Here is a 16,205-nt window from a genome sequence, read left to right as displayed (position 1 = left end):
GTCCTCTCGCATACCATATTGCATCATAAATTTACAAAGCGCAAATAAAGTTTACAAATGGATTGAGTAGGAAATATTGAACTTAAGGCTTGACTAACTTATGTATAATCAGAATGCCGCTATTTTGGCAATTGGTTATACAAATGAACTACTGTACCGTAGTTAATAGCAGTGTAATAAAAGAAAAAGCTATAGAGATTGGCTTTCACAAAGTAGGCATTGCTGCTGTCAGTGCAGGTAAGAACACAGAAGCAGAACAACTGCAAGCATGGATAAAACTGGGTTATCACGCTGATATGGAGTGGATGAATAACCCAAAAAGATATGATATCAGCTTAATCATGCCAGAAGCGCGATCGCTTATATGTGTGGCGCTCAACTACTACACTCCTCAACAACGTCCCGACGGTGAAGAATACGCCAAAATCTCCCGTTATGGCTGGGGTAGGGACTATCACAAGGTGATGCACAAGAAACTCAAAACTCTTACTAGTTGGTTACAATCATTAGATGCAGGTATTCAAGCGCGTTACTATGCAGATACAGGCCCCGTACAAGATAAAGTCTGGGCGCAACGAGCGGGGATTGGCTGGATAGCGAAAAATGGTAATGTAATTACTAGGGAGTATGGCTCTTGGGTGTTCTTAGGCGAAGTAGTAACAAATATTGAACTGGAGAGCGATCGCCCACATACAGAACACTGTGGTAGCTGTACTCGCTGTTTAGATGCTTGTCCTACAGGTGCGATTACTCAACCGTTTGTAGTCGATGCCAATCGCTGTATCGCTTATCATACCATAGAGAATCGAGCAGAGGAATTACCACAGGCGATCGCCTCCCGGATGCAGGGTTGGGTAGCTGGTTGTGATATTTGCCAAGATGTTTGTCCTTGGAATCAGCGTTTTGCTAAAACCACAGATGTGGTAGATTTTCAACCATATCCCGAAAATATTGCGCCTAAGCTGATAGAATTAGCGCAAATCTCAGACGAGGAATGGGATAAACGATTTCCGGCATCAGCATTAAGGCGAATTAAGCCAGAAATGTTAAGACGGAATGCCCGTGCTAATCTAGACGCATCTAAGCGAAATAATGACCCAAAAAGTAATCATTTTTGATTTTGACGGCACGATTGCGGATACTGTAGATGCTCTCGTCGGTATTGCTAATCGCTTGGCAGATGAGTTTGGTTATGCACAAATCACGCCAGAACAATTAACTCTACTCAGGAACTTTTCATCAAGAGAAATTATTAAGTATTCTGGGGTTTCACTGATTAAAATACCTTTTTTAGTCAAAAAGGTTAAATCTGAACTAAAGAATAAAATTCATGAGCTAAAACCTATTCCCGGCATTAAAGAAGCTTTATTAGATTTACAACAAAGTAATTATAAATTAGGAATTATTACATCTAACTCTAGAGATAATGTTACAGCTTTTTTGGAAATAAATGATTTAGAAAATTTATTTGAATTTATATATTCAGGCGTGACGATTTTTGGCAAAACCAACATCATTAATAGTGTGCTGAAACAAAAACACTTCAAACCTGAAGCTGTTATTTATGTTGGGGATGAAACTAGAGATATCGAAGCTGCTAAAAAAGCGAATATCCAAGTAATTGCCGTAACTTGGGGATTTAATTCTCCTGAAGTATTAGCCAAGCAGAATCCTAATTTTTTAATTAACCATCCAAGGGAACTATTAGAGGTTGTACAAAATAGTTAATAGCTTAGATACTTTATTTGTATACAAAAGACAATATTAATCTATTTTTATATTTTTTATATTTTGAAAAAATATGTTTTATTTTACCTCTGATTAAAGTCATCTTAAACTGATGAATCGAGAATTATAAAGGCTGAAGCCATTAGGGGTTTCTTGCCTCTTAAGTAGAGATAATTAATTCCATCACTATTTGCAAAAGTGATGCGATATTACTTTGAAAATAATTCAAGGTAACAATTTATTGTACTTTGCAGTTTTTGTAACTTGCAAAAATTATCATGAGGAGAACTGAGATGAAATTAGTGCCACAAGTGGTGCTTGTTGCTGCTAGTCTTAGCTTAGGGTTTGCTACTGTAGATGTCAAATCTGCATCTGCTGCAATTATTAATTATGCTTTCACAGTCGAAAGTCCCACAGCTAAAGGTAAAGGATTTTTCACTTTTGATAATTCAACTTTAAATAATCCAGCTAATCCTACAGCAATTGTTAAATCGCTTTCCTTTCAATTTGATGGTGATTCTAATGTTTATACTGAAAAAAATGATGTAAACTATCCTGATTTCCCCATTGTATATTCAACAATTTTTTCATCAGGGAGAAGGTCTTTAGCATTAAGCTATCTATTTGATGACCAAGCTAATCCTACTAACTCCATACGCTACGAAATCGCTGGTGAGGATTTTACTATTTTTTCAACAACATCTTCAGGTGGAGAAATTGTATCTGGGACAGTTACTTATTCACAAGTTCCTGAACCAACCACTTTTGTTGGTGCTGGTATTGCTCTTGGTGTTGGTTTAATGCTGAGTAAAAAACCAAGTTCAATAAAAAAGCTTAAAGTATAGACACTTTACTTTCGCTAAGAGGAAATTATAAAGTTGACCTAATTACTTACGAATACTCTATAAAAACAAGAATGTAATTTTTTAGGTCATTCTTGTTTTTTGTTTTTAAATCAAAAATAGATTTTAGATAAAATTTAAACTTTAATTAATATTTTCTTGATGAGGAATTAATAATTCAGCAGTAATTTTTACGTGGCAAAATAACATCTAATACATGGATGATAAAAATAAATATCATATTTAATATTGATGAGGAAATTATTATTGAGATTGCCTTATCAATATCTTCTTCGTATTAGTTGTTACTATGCCTCAACTTACTAGCTAATTATGAGTGAGGATGGTATGGTAAATAACCTCAATTTTAGCCAATTACTACAGAGCAGAATCAAGAGACGTAACTTAATTCTTGGGGCGGGAGCATTTACAGGTTTAGCGATCGCCAACCAATTTCCTCATCAAAGAGCGATCGCTACAGGCAGATTTTCCGACTATCCTTTTAAGCTGGGTGTAGCATCAGGTGATCCCTACGACACCAGTGTAGTAATTTGGACACGTTTAGCACCAGAACCCTTAAATGGTGGTGGAATGCCACCTGTGAATGTACCAATTCGTTGGGAGGTAGCCAGCGATCCTCAGATGAGACGAATTGTCTCTAGAGGTACGGTACTAGCAACACCAGAACTAGCTCACTCAGTGCGTGTGGTAGTTGAAGGACTCATACCAAATACCTGGTATTGGTATCGGTTCTTAGTAGCTAATGAATCAAGTCCAATTGGTCGCACTCGTACATTCCCTCCACTTGGTAGCTTTGCCAGTCGTCTCAAGTTTGCTTTAGCATCTTGCCAGCACTATGAGCAAGGGTACTATACTGCTTACAAATATATGGCTCAGGATGACCTAGACTTGGTAGTTCATGTTGGGGATTACATTTATGAGGGCGGTATTACTACCAATGTCAATAGCCCTAGAAAACACAACAGTCCTGAAATTACCACATTAGAAGCCTACCGCAACCGTCACGCCCTCTATAAAACTGACACCAATCTCCAAGCAGCTCATGCAGCTTTCCCTTGGATTCTTACCTGGGATGACCACGAAGTAGAAAACAACTACGCTGACGATATTTCCGAACTTGATAATGAGCCAGACCAAGATAGAGCCATCTTTCTACAACGCAGAGCCGTTGCTTATCAGGCCTACTACGAACATATGCCTTTACGTCCCTTCTCCAAACCAGTAGGCCCTGATATGCAGCTTTACCGTCGGTTGAACTTTGGTAATCTGGTTACATTCCACGTATTAGATACTCGTCAATACCGTACAGATCAACCTTGTGGAGATGGTACTAAAGAGCGTTGTCGAGAAAATTTTGATTTACAAGCAACTATTACTGGCAAAGCACAAGAAGATTGGTTGTATGATGGGCTAGATAAATCAGCAGCAAAATGGAATATCCTTGCTCAACAAGTCCCCATTGCTCAGAGAAACGTTAGTACAACAGAAGTCCCAACTTTTAGTATGGATAAGTGGGATGGTTATCTAGCTTCCCGCGATCGCCTACTTAAATTTATTGGCGATCGCAAGCCATCTAATGTTATTTCTTTAGGAGGCGATCTTCATAACAATTGGGCAATGGATCTTAAAGCCGACTTCAATGATCCCAGTTCTGCTACTCTTGGTAGTGAATTTATTTGTACCTCAATTACTTCTGGAGGTAATGGTTCCCCAACACCTAGCCTCGCAGTTCAAACTTATTTACCAAAGAACCCACACATCAAGTTCTACAACAATCAACGGGGTTATGTACGCTGTATTGTAACTCCCACAACTTGGCAAACTGATTATCCGGTGTTAGATGTTGTCTCAACCCCCAATGGCACAATTAGTAATCGTGCTTCTTTTATAGTTCAAGATGGTCTTCCAGGGATAGTGCCACTCTAAATGCAAAGATAAAGCTAATATAGTTGCAAGCAAAAACATAGTTTAGATATGACAGAGGGGAGTATACTCAACTACTCCCCCATTTTTGTTATGTAAAAAGACTTGGCTAATATAACTACAAAAGCCTAAAGCTTAAAGACAAATCTATGTAATAACTATTTCTTAGGTTGACCTTTTTCTAAAGCTTGTTTTACCAAATCATCGCTAACTTCGGTTATTCCTTCAGTTCTAGAACCACCAACTTCTTTTGCTAATTCTACATAATCATCAGGATTACCTGTTGCTTGAGCTTCGGTTCTAGTTTCTTCAGGTTGAGAAAGTTCAAATTGAGATCCAGTAGCCGCCTCAGCCGCAGCAGCACCTTCACCTGTGCGATCAATTTCACTCACACTAAATTGCTGTGCAGCCGCATAATCAGCATCAAAATCAACCTTGGGTGCTTTTTCTTCACCACTGGCTATATTTTCCGCAGCTAATTGTGCATCATGGGTAGGAGCTTGATTAGGATTTGGTTTAATTTCTTCACTCATAGCTAACACCTTAAAGTAGTTTTTTAATTGCTGCGGTGATTGTAACAAGGTAAATAGCTATTTCTTAGTAACCCTGAGAAAGATTCTGACCTCTATTAAAAGATAGATATAAATACTTATTATAAATTTAATTTATTCTTTCTCACGAGGGTAGATAAGAACTTATTAAATCTGATAACCCTTATTCTAACATCTTTTAAGTTTAAATCGGAGATAAAATATGACTGCTAGTTACGATAAAAATACGGCTCAAGCTCAAAGCAATGAAACTCAAAGTGTAGTAGATGCGTTTAATAAATTAGATACTGATGCTAAGTTAGCTTGGTTTTATTTTGTTTATGAAGAAATGGGTGAATCTATTACTCCCGCAGCACCCGCAGCCGCAGAACCAGAATTAGCACCACTTTTATTAGGGAACTTTTTTCAATTATCCCATGATGAACAATTGAATATTATGCGGGATATTGTAAACGGTGCAGATACAGAATATTCTCGCGCTTATGGAGCTTTAAAAGAAAATAATCAATTGTTAGTTTGGTATGTTTGGGCTGTAGCTATGGGAAAGGAAATCGTCGGAATGCCCGATGATTATGAAGGAAATGAAGCGACTAATGACTTGCTAGCTCAAATTGAAGGATTAGATTTTGAGCAGCAAATGTCTGTATTCCGTACAATCGCTGGAGAAATGGGTTACAGTGACGTTCAGCCAATAGAAACACAGGCAGAAACTGGTAAAACATCAAGTCTTTAATTAAGTAGAAAAGGGCAGAAGGGAGAATTTAATTAAGTTCTCCCTTTTGTTTATGAAGCTGTGTCAAATATTAAGTTCTTTTAACGCAGAGGGACGCGGAGGTTAGCGCAGAGGTACACAAAGTTTTTTTAGAGATAATTTACTATGTACCAAGATATTCTAAGTTGTAAGTAAATCTACTACTTCCTGATTTTTAACCTCTAATTTGAAAGATTAAAAGATGCCAAGTAATTGGGCTTTAAGCGTCTAGGGCTGTCACGATCAGCTCAGTCAGACTAAAATTCGCCTGGCTATTTGCAGAGTTGTAAAGCTAGGGTAAAGGCCCAGATTGACGAAATCATAGGAGGTTAATTTTGGCGAAGTTAAAAGTTGGTATCAATGGATTCGGTCGTATCGGGCGGCTTGTGCTTCGTGCAGGTCTAAATAACCCCAATATCGATTTTGTGGGTATTAACGACCTTGTACCATCCGATAACCTGGCTTATTTATTAAAATACGACTCTACTCACGGTAAGTTAAAAAGTCAGGTTGAAGCCAAAGACGATGGTATTGTCATCGACGGGCATTTTATTCCCTGTGTCTCAGTGAGAAACCCAGCAGAATTACCTTGGGGAAAACTAGGTGCTGATTACGTCGTTGAATCGACTGGGTTGTTTACAGATTATGAAGGCGCATATAAACACCTACAAGCAGGAGCAAAGCGCGTCGTCATTTCTGCCCCTACAAAAGACCCTGAGCGAGTACGTACACTGTTGGTTGGAGTTAACCACCATCTATTCGACCCCAGCAAGGATTTGATTGTTTCCAATGCTAGTTGTACCACCAACTGCCTAGCACCGATCGCTAAAGTAATCAATGACAACTTTGGTTTAGCCGAAGGCTTGATGACCACAGTTCACGCCATGACTGCTACCCAACCCACGGTAGACGGCCCCAGCAAAAAAGACTGGCGCGGTGGTAGAGGTGCAGCCCAAAATATTATTCCTTCCTCTACAGGTGCAGCCAAAGCAGTAGCGCTGGTGTTACCAGAGTTGAAAGGTAAGCTAACTGGTATGGCTTTCCGCGTACCCACTCCAGACGTTTCCGTAGTTGATTTGACCTTCAAGACCAACAAAGCCACCAGCTATAAAGAAATCTGTGCAGCAATGAAACAAGCTGCTGAAGGTTCGTTAGCAGGTATTTTAGGTTATACCGATGAAGAAGTCGTTTCTACAGACTTCCAAGGTGATAGTCATTCCAGCATCTTCGACGCAGGTGCAGGAATTGAACTCAACTCCAACTTCTTCAAGGTAGTCGCTTGGTATGACAATGAGTGGGGTTACTCCCATCGCGTGGTTGACCTAATGTTGTCAATGGTACAGAAAGAACAATTGGCTGCTGTTTAAGAATAGGGAGTAGGGGGGATGAGGGAGTGGGGGGAGATGAGGAAGTAGGGGGAGATGGGGAAGTAAGTGTAATACTTCCTTCATCTCCTACCTACAGGTTTGCAGTAACGTTGCGTAGAAAAAGAAAGCAAGCTAAATCTCCCTCATCTCCCTCATCTCCCTCATCTCCCTCATCCCCTCATCTCCTCACCTCCCCAAATACCTATGCGTCGAACTAAAATCATTTGTACTGTAGGCCCGGCTACATCTGCACCAGAACGGTTGGAAGCGTTAGCGGAAGCTGGGATGAATGTAGCACGGCTGAATTTTTCTCATGGGGCTTATGATTTTCACGCCCAAACTGCCAAGTATATAAGGCAAATCAGCGCTGACAAACAAAAGCCGATCGCAATTATGCAGGACTTGTGCGGCCCGAAGATTCGCTTGGGAACTTTACCGCCGGAAGGGTTGATGGTAGAGGCTGGTAAGGAAGTAACTTTTGTCCTACAAGAAAAGGGTAGTAGTCTGGATGAATTGCCTTTACCTTTGCCGACTTTATTTGCAATGGTGCGTCCTGGGGAACCTATTTTAATTAATGATGGCCGTGTCAAGTTGATTGTCACCGATCGCGATGCCGATCATATTCGGGCTATAGCCAAAATTGGTGGTGTAGTTTCTACTCGCAAAGGGGTTAACCTCCCAGCCACTCGTTTACCCGTTAGTTCCATCACTGAAAAAGACTTGCAGGACTTGCGTTTTGGGATTCAGTTGGGTGTGGACTGGGTGGCGGTTTCCTTTGTGCGATCGCCATACGACCTCGAACCAGCCCAACGCATGATCGAAGCGGCTGGGAAAACAATTAAGGTGATTGCCAAAATTGAACGTCCAGAGGCAGTTGAGCAAATTGATTCTATCATCGAGGTTGCCGACGCAATTATGATTGCCCGTGGTGATTTAGGTGTAGAAATGCCTATCCATGAGGTTCCCCTGATTCAAAAGGACATCATTCGCCGTTGCAACCGAGCGGGTAAGCCAGTAATTACGGCAACGCAAATGCTAGAGTCGATGATTAGCGCCCCCGACCCCACCCGCGCAGAAGCGACTGACGTTGCCAACTCCATCCTTGATGGTACAGATGCAGTCATGTTGTCTGGGGAAACGGCTGTGGGAGAGTACCCCATCGCCGCCGTCCAGATTATGCACGATATTGCCATGACCACAGAAAAGTCTTTGCAAGAAGGCAGTAAAAATTGCTGGACACATGAAGCTGGCGGTTTGAGTGTGACTGAATCTGTTGCGGAAGCTGTCTGTCGCATAGCTTATGAAACTGGGGCAAAAGCGATTCTGTGTAATACTTCATCGGGAAGCACAGCCAAACTTGTGTCGAAATATCGTCCCAGTACACCCATTTTTGCTCTAACTCCTGATGAAACCGCCTACCATCAGTTAGCCCTCTCTTGGGGTGTAGAACCTCTACTAATTCCGCCAGTCTACAATGCGGAAGAAATGATTACGAATGTCGTTAACACCGCCGTGCGAACAGGTTTGGTGCATGAAGGTGACAAGGTAGTTATTACCTCTGGCGTGCCAATTGGTAAATCAGGCACAACTAGTTTAATTAAAGTGCATTCTATCGGACAACCGATCGCCGCCTAATCTTTCTAAAATAAATCTGAGGCTTCTGCCCTTTATAGCCGAACTGGGCAATAGTTAAGAATAATTGCCGAAATCAGAATTTTAAGGAAAGAAAACGGGTGTGATGAGGGGATAGGGTAAATCTTAAACAAAGAGGACTTACGCAGGTAAAGCAGTCCATAGTCCAATTGCAATGGTTACTATAGCCTACCTTCACATACCAGCGTAAGTCTTAACAAAATCAATTCACGGAGTATTATGACTAAAAACTTACTAGAACAATTGCGAGAAATGACCGTTGTAGTTGCTGATACAGGTGATATTCAAGCAATTGAAAAGTTTACACCCCGCGACGCAACCACCAATCCTTCTCTGATTACCGCAGCCGCGAAAATGCCAGAGTATCAGGAAATTGTGGATCAAACCTTACTGCAAGCCAAAAAAGATGCAGGTGCAGGCGCAACTAAAGGTCAAATTGTTTCCTTGGCTTTTGACCGTTTGGCAGTATCTTTCGGTTTAAAGATTTTACAAATTATTCCTGGTCGCGTTTCTACAGAAGTAGATGCCCGTTTATCCTACGATACAGAAGCTACTATTACCAAAGCAAGGGAATTAATCGCTCAATATAAAGCGGCTGGTATCGGCCCAGAACGTGTTTTGATTAAAATTGCTTCTACTTGGGAAGGTATCAAAGCTGCGGAAGTTCTGGAAAAAGAAGGTATTCATTGTAACTTAACATTGCTGTTTGGTCTGCATCAGGCGATCGCGTGTGCTGAAGCTGGTATCACCTTAATTTCCCCCTTCGTTGGTCGGATTCTTGACTGGTACAAGAAAGAAACTGGACGGGACAGCTACCCCTCAGCAGAAGACCCAGGTGTATTATCTGTTACCAAAATCTATAACTACTATAAGAAGTTTGGTTACAAAACCGAAGTTATGGGTGCTAGTTTCCGTAACATTGGGGAAATTACTGAATTGGCTGGTAGCGATTTATTAACAATTTCTCCAGCTTTGTTGGGTGAATTGCAAGCTACGGTTGGTGAACTACCTCGCAAACTAGATCCCGCTAAAGCTGCTAAGTCTGACATTGAAAAGATTTCCATTGATAAAGCTACGTTTGACAAGATGCACGCTGCTGACCGCATGGCGTATGACAAATTAGACGAAGGTATCAAAGGCTTTACTAAAGCTTTGGAAGAGTTGGAAACACTTTTAGCAGAAAGATTAGCGCGTTTGGAAGTTGTAGCAAGTCATTAACATTGAGCTTAGGGGATAGGGAACAGGTTTGAAAGCCTCTATTCCCTACCCTTCGCCTCTAATGTTGCAGTTAGTAGCCACGGATATATCTTCTACTCCTAACTGGACGGATATATCTTCTACTCCTGACTGGCCGGATGTATCTTCTACCCCCAACTGGCCGGATGTATCTTCCGCGTGTACTTCTACGGATATATCTTCTGCGTACATATGGGTTGCGGATATATCTTCTGCGTATATATGGACGACGTTGAGCGAGTAAAATACCTTCGGTTTGATTGTTAATTAAGCTTGCCTCAACTTCAACGCTTTTTTGCTCAAGATTATTACTGCTAGTGGTAGCTTTCGCCTCAGCCAAAAAAGGTGGATAAACTAAGCTACAAAGCAATAATGCTATGGAAGATAGTTTGGCAAAACTTTTCATTTTGTTGAATTTTAGTATAAATCAATATTCATAAAAAACATAAAATTTTATTTATAAGGACATATCTATCTTAAGAATGATATTTATGAGATTTACTAATTTATCAAAAATAAATAATTTCATAACCTAGCAAGGATGAAGAAATTAAAAAATCATCAGGAAATTTATAAAAAACTAAATTATTATGATATTGGTAGTAATTGCATTTAGCATTTTCATCTACCAATATCTATTTATGTGGCTTGATTTATCTGCACAGTATTAATGTTATTAGAAGTAGTTATTATTAGTAACCTCGCCAATCATAGAGCAATCTTCCGTGGCGATCACGGACAAGTTCCCATCCTCCATGACGATAGTAACCGTAATAACGTCCTCGGCGATAGTAATGCCTGTAATAAGGTCTATGATAATAGCGCCGTCTATAATGATGACTTCTTACGCGCCGTCTGTGATAACGTTGTCTATAGTATCGATGTGCAAGCAAAATCTCTTTGCTAGCACCTTCAACTAAGTTTGTTTCTGCATTAATACTCTGCTCATTGAGAACATTGTTTTGAGTATTTTCTTTAGCTTCAACCAGCTTGGGCGGATAGATGAAAGCTAATAACAAGAATGCGATTGAGGATAGCTTTTGGAAACGGTTCACGTTTTTGCTTGTCCTAAAATATCGGTAATAAATTTAATTAATACTGTAAATTCAGAAATCATAGAGTCCAAAATCGACAAACCAAAATTAGGTAAAAGTAATGAAAGTACTAATATTAAATGCGGGTTCTAGCAGTCAAAAAAGTTGTTTGTATGAAATTCCTGATGATGCACTTTTGAGTGAAGCACCGCCGCCGCTTTGGGAGGGAAAAGTTAATTGGACTCAAGATAGGAGTGTGGCGGAAATTGAGGTGAAAACAGCCAAGGGTGCAACGCTGCATGAATCGATTTATGGCGACTCTCGTCAAGCTCATGTCACCTATATGCTGTATACTCTCAGCCGTGGCGCGACGAAAGTTATCGGTCAATTATCAGAAATTGATGTGGTAGGACATCGAGTGGTACATGGGGGGCAAAATTACCGTAATAGTGTAATTATCAACGAGGAAGTAAAACAAGCGATCGCTAAGTTATCCAACCTCGCTCCAGCCCATAACCCCGCCGCGTTGGAAGGAATACAAGCAATTGAAAAAAGCTTAGGCGATGTCCCCCAAGTTGCAGTATTTGATACTGGCTTCCACGCCACATTACCCGACGCAGCCGCCATCTATCCCGGCCCCTATGAATGGGTAGAACAAGGTATTCGCCGTTATGGATTTCATGGTATCAGCCATCAATACTGTTCTGCTCGTGCAGCCCAAATTCTAGGTAAAGATTTGGCATCTCTGCGGATAATTACCTGTCACCTCGGCAATGGCTGTTCTTTAGCTGCAATAAAAAATGGTCGCAGTATTGATACTACAATGGGCTTCACGCCCCTAGATGGGTTGATGATGGGTAGCCGTTCCGGTTCCATTGACCCAGGTATCATCATTCATTTAATGCGACAATCGGAATATTCTGCCGAAAGATTAGACTATGTTTTAAACAAAGCTTCTGGTTTGCGCGGAATTTCTGGCGTATCTAGTGACTTACCCCAGGTAATAGAAGCGATCGCCCAAGGTAACTACCGCGCTCAATTAGCATGGGATATATATGTCCACCGCCTGCGTTCTGGTATCGGTTCCATGCTGGCGAGTTTGGGTGGTTTGGATGTGTTGGTGTTCACAGCCGGCGCAGGGGAAAAGTCCGCAGGTATCCGCCAAGCTGCTTGCGAAGCCTTCGGATTTTTAGGGCTAAAACTTGACCCTGAGAAGAATCAAAATAAACCAGTTGATGTAGATATCGCCACTGCTGATTCTACAGTACGGGTGTTAGTTATTCATACTCAAGAAGATTGGGCGATCGCACAACAATGTTGGCATCTATTAAAACGATAATAGTTGATATGTAGCCAGGGTGTAATATTTGACAATTCATCGGCGTGTATTCCTACATAAAGCTACATGAATGGCGGGTAATTACTCTTATCTAAACCTCAATCACTTACACAGATAATATACGCCGCATCATAAACTTAGCCAACCGGGGCAGAGTAAAACTAAGAATCCGTCTAGCTCCTATAGGTATAAGCGAAGCAATCAATGGCGATAAAAAAGTACCTATATTAACTAAACCTCTACTAATACTAAAACTAGTTAAAAACAGTATAGGTATAACACAAGTTATTCCCCATGAAAGCCAATTCAAATATTGAAACTTAATATTTCTATCTGCTCGTAATTCTTTAGCAATAAAATAACGAGCAGATGCAAGTACCACAGTTAAAAATAGCCATATTAAAATAAATACTAAAATATTTTTATTCAAATACTCTAATATATTCCATGTAAAAAAGAAGCTAGTAACTAGCGCCGATAGCTCCCAAACTAACAGATTTAACTTACTCCTCAAAGCACTCAAAATTTGTTCAGACAGCCAATAGTGAGCAGAAGCAATTTTTTGACACTCCAAATTATTTTGCAAAAAATCCTGCTTAATCTTGTGCAAGATGTCACCATGAAATAAGATAACACTTTGTAAAACACAGTCTTGTTGCAAATAATCAGTAGAAGATAATGGCTTTGACTGATAGTAAGAAGTAAAAGTAAACCCAACTGGTAAACTAACCTTCTGTTGTAGAGATTTATTCCAAAAGGCTTTAAAAATATTTATGATGAAAACAATGTAAGACTTAGTGACAGGCTGACTTTGAGTATTTTTTTCCTCTTTTATTGATACAAGATTATAACTAAAGCAGCTGTAATACCATAAAGGCAACAAAATTTTTGGCGGGATATCAAGAGCAGTACCCGTATTTTTTGCTTGCTGAATTTGTTCTACAATTTGCTGATTTAGGTAAAAAGTATAATGACTTTGCTCAACCTGAAGCTGCAAACTATCGCCTTGAGGAATTAGCAAGGAAATAGAAACTGCAACATCTGCAAAATTATCTGTTTGAATATTATCGTCGTCCATTGATAGATAAATTTGCCAAATCTCTTACCAAATTAATCATAAAATCTAACACGCCATGCCATTGCTTTTCACCAGCAACTACTCCTTCATTGTGGACTCGCAGGATTAAATTTTTTGTTTCTTCTGGTAAGCCAAACAAGTCTTTATGATAGCGAGTAATAATATCCCCATCCAACTGCATCACAGTTTGAGCATAGATAGTATCCGTTCTCGAACTCGTCACATCTCCACCATCAAGTGCAGCTTTGAGTTCAGCAATTTTTCGCAGAGAGCGCACAAATTTGTCATTACTCAAAAGAGCTTGAATCTCTTGAAGATTTTCTTCCCATTCTTGTTGACGTTCATTTTGATTATCGGAATTTCCTTGATCAGTTACAGGTGTAGGTGGAGGTAATATAGGACGAGCTAATTCTACATATCGAGGATCAGATTCAACTATATTGCCTTTTTTGACTTCTTTTAATAATTGTAAACGTTTATGATATTGTTCTACTTTCCGATTGTTCAGTTCTACATTTTCAATAATTATATAAAAATATTCTCTTTCTATCTGAGCAAATAAATCTATATAACGCGCTCTTAATGGGCTATCTTCGGGTATTCCTTTTACACTAAAATAATCTTTATCATTTATAGAATAGATTTCTTGATATGCTTCCCAGGCATTAAATTTATTACCTGTAATATTAGAAACAACCATAGTATTAACTTCTAAGGCTGTAATATCGTCAACTAATATTTGTACAGATGAAACAAATTTATTTAATAAATCTCTAGATTTAGATTGAATAATATCTGTGGGTTGACTATCTCTTTTTACCCGTACACCATTGGATAATGTACCTCTATCTGTATCTAGAGTTTGAATATTGTCAGTGGCTGACGTTCTATTCTGCATAACAATTACCTCTTAATTCCTGATAAATTTAGTTATTATTTGATGCCTTTAAGTAGAAGCTGAGGCAAATTGATTATCTAATAAACCTAAAATTTACCTTTACAATTGCACACTCTTACGCGAGTTATACATCTCCATGAGAATCCTATATATTTTCTGAACGCTCTCTATATTCTTCTGCATGATTTCTCTACTATCTTTCACTTGAACCAAGTGAAAATTTAGTAGTTCTGCATATGGCCCGCTTGCTAAGAATTGACTACCAACTTCGTTTTCTATATCTCCACTGATCAAATTAATTTTGGTGTAAATTCTATTTCCTGGTTTAGCAACTTTGGTAATTTCTTGTATTGCTTCATCAGATTGTGTTGATGGCTCCTCTACCCAAGTTGTAATTTCCAACTCTACAACTTCCGCGATCGCTGATTTAATGGCATCAATTATTCTATTAGCATCCAAATTATTAGAATCCAGATGGGTGATGATTGATTTAAAATCATCCTTTTCAGACTTCACAAGCTGATTATTATTTACTGAGCCTTCCGCAACTGTAATTTCCATGATCTGCTAGGCGATAAATAGTGTAAATACAGACAAGCTTCAATTCTAAGTGATGTGGCAAATTTTACTGAGTTTTATTTAAGAAAATTCAATAAATTTAACACATTAACATTGAATTTGCTTGATCATGTCTGTTCGCTAGGAGTATAACATAACACTTAAAGTTTACACCTAACTTCTCCTGTGTATTTATACTCATAGATTTTTAAACCCCTATACCCTTACATCCTTAACACCCTGTCTCAACAGACTACCGTAGTGCGTAAGTCCTGTTAGGGTGTCAGGTTCATCAAGGTGAATGATAAAGTTAAATATTTTTACGGGCAGACTACTTATATCAAATAAGGCTAGAAATATTATGGTAATATCTCGTCAAGCTATACTGGCCCCTTGTGTAGTCTGCTTATGTGCCTTAAGCGTTGGTTGGATGCAATCTCCCAGACTACAAGGGTTATTGAAGAATAAAAAAAATATTCCTTTAGCAACCTTAGAAAGAGAAATTCAGGTAGAGAAGCTGCGGCTTAATTTACTCAAAAAGACACCAGCGTTTGGCTATGATAACTTAATGGCTAATTGGGCATATCTGAATTTTCTACAATACTTCGGTGATGACGATGTAAGAGCTAGAACAGGTTACAGTTTAAGCCCAGAATATTTTGAGGTGATTATAGAACGTGACCCAAGATTTTTAGGAACCTATATCAGCCTTTCTACAAGTATTTCTCTCTATGCCGGGATGCCAGAACGTTCTATAGCGTTAATGCAAAAAGGTTTAAAATCTTTAAAGCCACAGGTTCCAGAAAAATCATATTATGTTTGGCGTTATAAAGGAATTGATGAGTTATTATTCTTAGGTAAAGCTCAAGCTTCTCAACAATCTTTCACAACAGCCGCAGACTGGGCAAGTAAGTATACAGATGAAGAAAGCAAATATGTCGCGCTTACTTCTTTAAGAACTGCTAATTTTTTGAGACAAAATCCTAATAGCACATATGCCCAAATCTCTACTTGGGGCATGATATTAAGTAATCCGATTGATAATGCAACCCGTAAGAGAGCAATTAGTGCTATTGAAAAATTGGGCGGAAAAGTTGTTACGACATCTGAGGGATTAAATCAGATTATATTTCCACCAAAAGATTAGTCAATAGTCATCAGTCATTAGTCAATAGTCCATAGTTATTCTCCCTCATCTCCCTCATCTCCCCCCACTCTCTCATCTC

General features: G+C 39.3%; 16 protein-coding genes. 10 read left to right on the top strand and 6 right to left on the bottom strand.

Going from position 1 to position 16,205, the window contains the following annotated elements; translation table 11 throughout:
• Positions 1–143 precede the first annotated feature (143 nt).
• The 4 genes from queG (at position 144) to NSMS1_RS09565 (ending at position 4,517) form a co-directional block, all read left to right on the top strand.
• Positions 144–1,118 (top strand): tRNA epoxyqueuosine(34) reductase QueG, encoded by a 975-nt coding sequence (queG, locus tag NSMS1_RS09580; RefSeq protein ID WP_224092759.1) that lies wholly within the window; start codon positions 144–146, stop codon positions 1,116–1,118.
• The gene (locus NSMS1_RS09575; protein ID WP_224092758.1) at positions 1,093–1,728 is read left to right on the top strand and encodes an HAD-IA family hydrolase; all 636 of its coding nucleotides are present in this window, start codon (positions 1,093–1,095) and stop codon (positions 1,726–1,728) included. Before queG ends, NSMS1_RS09575 begins: the two co-directional genes overlap by 26 nt.
• Positions 1,729–2,021: 293 nt before the next feature.
• A complete protein-coding gene (locus NSMS1_RS09570; RefSeq protein WP_224092757.1) occupies positions 2,022–2,573 on the top strand; it encodes a PEP-CTERM sorting domain-containing protein in 552 nt (183 codons plus the stop codon).
• Between the two features lie 330 nt (positions 2,574–2,903).
• The gene (locus tag NSMS1_RS09565) at positions 2,904–4,517 is read left to right on the top strand and encodes an alkaline phosphatase D family protein (protein ID WP_411908671.1); all 1,614 of its coding nucleotides are present in this window, start codon (positions 2,904–2,906) and stop codon (positions 4,515–4,517) included.
• A gap of 155 nt (positions 4,518–4,672) precedes the next feature.
• On the opposite strand, the gene NSMS1_RS09560 is transcribed toward NSMS1_RS09565, so the two are convergent.
• Complete coding sequence (locus NSMS1_RS09560; protein WP_224092756.1) at positions 4,673–5,047, bottom strand: hypothetical protein; 375 nt, start codon at positions 5,045–5,047, stop codon at positions 4,673–4,675.
• Between the two features lie 220 nt (positions 5,048–5,267).
• Between NSMS1_RS09560 and NSMS1_RS09555 the strand changes: the two genes are divergently transcribed.
• From NSMS1_RS09555 to NSMS1_RS09540, 4 genes are all read left to right on the top strand, one after another.
• Positions 5,268–5,798 carry an orange carotenoid protein N-terminal domain-containing protein gene (locus NSMS1_RS09555; protein WP_224092755.1) on the top strand — a complete coding sequence of 177 codons (531 nt, stop codon included), beginning with the start codon at positions 5,268–5,270 and terminating at the stop codon, positions 5,796–5,798.
• A 353-nt stretch (positions 5,799–6,151) separates the two neighbouring features.
• Positions 6,152–7,183 carry a type I glyceraldehyde-3-phosphate dehydrogenase gene (gap, locus tag NSMS1_RS09550; protein WP_224092754.1) on the top strand — a complete coding sequence of 344 codons (1,032 nt, stop codon included), beginning with the start codon at positions 6,152–6,154 and terminating at the stop codon, positions 7,181–7,183.
• Between the two features lie 204 nt (positions 7,184–7,387).
• Positions 7,388–8,818: a pyruvate kinase gene (pyk, locus tag NSMS1_RS09545; protein WP_224092753.1), complete on the top strand. Its 1,431-nt coding sequence runs from the start codon at positions 7,388–7,390 to the stop codon at positions 8,816–8,818.
• A gap of 237 nt (positions 8,819–9,055) precedes the next feature.
• Complete coding sequence (locus NSMS1_RS09540; RefSeq protein WP_224092752.1) at positions 9,056–10,054, top strand: transaldolase; 999 nt, start codon at positions 9,056–9,058, stop codon at positions 10,052–10,054.
• A 45-nt stretch (positions 10,055–10,099) separates the two neighbouring features.
• Here NSMS1_RS09540 and NSMS1_RS09535 read toward each other — a convergent pair whose 3' ends face one another.
• Together NSMS1_RS09535 and NSMS1_RS09530 are read right to left on the bottom strand one after the other, a co-directional pair.
• Positions 10,100–10,264 carry a hypothetical protein gene (locus tag NSMS1_RS09535; protein WP_224092751.1) on the bottom strand — a complete coding sequence of 55 codons (165 nt, stop codon included), beginning with the start codon at positions 10,262–10,264 and terminating at the stop codon, positions 10,100–10,102.
• A 500-nt stretch (positions 10,265–10,764) separates the two neighbouring features.
• Positions 10,765–11,127 (bottom strand): hypothetical protein, encoded by a 363-nt coding sequence (locus NSMS1_RS09530; RefSeq protein ID WP_224092750.1) that lies wholly within the window; start codon positions 11,125–11,127, stop codon positions 10,765–10,767.
• Positions 11,128–11,227: 100 nt separating this feature from the next.
• Here NSMS1_RS09530 and NSMS1_RS09525 point away from each other — a divergent pair, with 100 nt between their 5' ends.
• Positions 11,228–12,445: an acetate kinase gene (locus tag NSMS1_RS09525; protein ID WP_224092749.1), complete on the top strand. Its 1,218-nt coding sequence runs from the start codon at positions 11,228–11,230 to the stop codon at positions 12,443–12,445.
• A 106-nt stretch (positions 12,446–12,551) separates the two neighbouring features.
• Here NSMS1_RS09525 and NSMS1_RS09520 read toward each other — a convergent pair whose 3' ends face one another.
• The 3 genes from NSMS1_RS09520 to NSMS1_RS09510 all read right to left on the bottom strand — a co-directional run bounded on the left by NSMS1_RS09520 (position 12,552) and on the right by NSMS1_RS09510 (position 14,982).
• Positions 12,552–13,523, bottom strand: coding sequence for a hypothetical protein (locus NSMS1_RS09520; RefSeq protein ID WP_224092747.1), 972 nt, complete (start codon positions 13,521–13,523; stop codon positions 12,552–12,554).
• Positions 13,510–14,421, bottom strand: a complete 912-nt coding sequence (locus NSMS1_RS09515; RefSeq protein ID WP_224092744.1) for a hypothetical protein — start codon at positions 14,419–14,421, stop codon at positions 13,510–13,512. Before NSMS1_RS09515 ends, NSMS1_RS09520 begins: the two co-directional genes overlap by 14 nt.
• A gap of 99 nt (positions 14,422–14,520) precedes the next feature.
• Positions 14,521–14,982, bottom strand: coding sequence for a hypothetical protein (locus NSMS1_RS09510; RefSeq protein WP_224092742.1), 462 nt, complete (start codon positions 14,980–14,982; stop codon positions 14,521–14,523).
• Between the two features lie 358 nt (positions 14,983–15,340).
• Here NSMS1_RS09510 and NSMS1_RS09505 point away from each other — a divergent pair, with 358 nt between their 5' ends.
• Positions 15,341–16,126, top strand: coding sequence for a hypothetical protein (locus NSMS1_RS09505; RefSeq protein ID WP_224092740.1), 786 nt, complete (start codon positions 15,341–15,343; stop codon positions 16,124–16,126).
• The last annotated feature ends 79 nt before the right edge of the window (positions 16,127–16,205 follow it).

The organism is Nostoc sp. MS1 (genome assembly GCF_019976755.1).
GTDB lineage: Bacteria > Cyanobacteriota > Cyanobacteriia > Cyanobacteriales > Nostocaceae > Trichormus.
Note: the sequence above shows the minus strand (reverse complement) of the source record. Positions and strands in the feature narration are given on the sequence as shown.

Excerpts from the sequence above, each read along its gene's own strand:
- queG (WP_224092759.1), top strand. The coding sequence starts at position 144 with ATGAACTACTGTACCGTAGTTAATAGCAGTGTAATAAAAGAAAAAGCT.
- NSMS1_RS09575 (WP_224092758.1), top strand. The coding sequence starts at position 1,093 with ATGACCCAAAAAGTAATCATTTTTGATTTTGACGGCACGATTGCGGAT.
- NSMS1_RS09570 (WP_224092757.1), top strand. The coding sequence starts at position 2,022 with ATGAAATTAGTGCCACAAGTGGTGCTTGTTGCTGCTAGTCTTAGCTTA.
- NSMS1_RS09565 (WP_411908671.1), top strand. The coding sequence starts at position 2,904 with ATGAGTGAGGATGGTATGGTAAATAACCTCAATTTTAGCCAATTACTA.
- NSMS1_RS09560 (WP_224092756.1), bottom strand. The coding sequence starts at position 5,047 with ATGAGTGAAGAAATTAAACCAAATCCTAATCAAGCTCCTACCCATGAT.
- NSMS1_RS09555 (WP_224092755.1), top strand. The coding sequence starts at position 5,268 with ATGACTGCTAGTTACGATAAAAATACGGCTCAAGCTCAAAGCAATGAA.
- pyk (WP_224092753.1), top strand. The coding sequence starts at position 7,388 with ATGCGTCGAACTAAAATCATTTGTACTGTAGGCCCGGCTACATCTGCA.
- NSMS1_RS09540 (WP_224092752.1), top strand. The coding sequence starts at position 9,056 with ATGACTAAAAACTTACTAGAACAATTGCGAGAAATGACCGTTGTAGTT.
- NSMS1_RS09535 (WP_224092751.1), bottom strand. The coding sequence starts at position 10,264 with ATGTACGCAGAAGATATATCCGTAGAAGTACACGCGGAAGATACATCC.
- NSMS1_RS09525 (WP_224092749.1), top strand. The coding sequence starts at position 11,228 with ATGAAAGTACTAATATTAAATGCGGGTTCTAGCAGTCAAAAAAGTTGT.
- NSMS1_RS09520 (WP_224092747.1), bottom strand. The coding sequence starts at position 13,523 with ATGGACGACGATAATATTCAAACAGATAATTTTGCAGATGTTGCAGTT.
- NSMS1_RS09515 (WP_224092744.1), bottom strand. The coding sequence starts at position 14,421 with ATGCAGAATAGAACGTCAGCCACTGACAATATTCAAACTCTAGATACA.
- NSMS1_RS09510 (WP_224092742.1), bottom strand. The coding sequence starts at position 14,982 with ATGGAAATTACAGTTGCGGAAGGCTCAGTAAATAATAATCAGCTTGTG.
- NSMS1_RS09505 (WP_224092740.1), top strand. The coding sequence starts at position 15,341 with ATGGTAATATCTCGTCAAGCTATACTGGCCCCTTGTGTAGTCTGCTTA.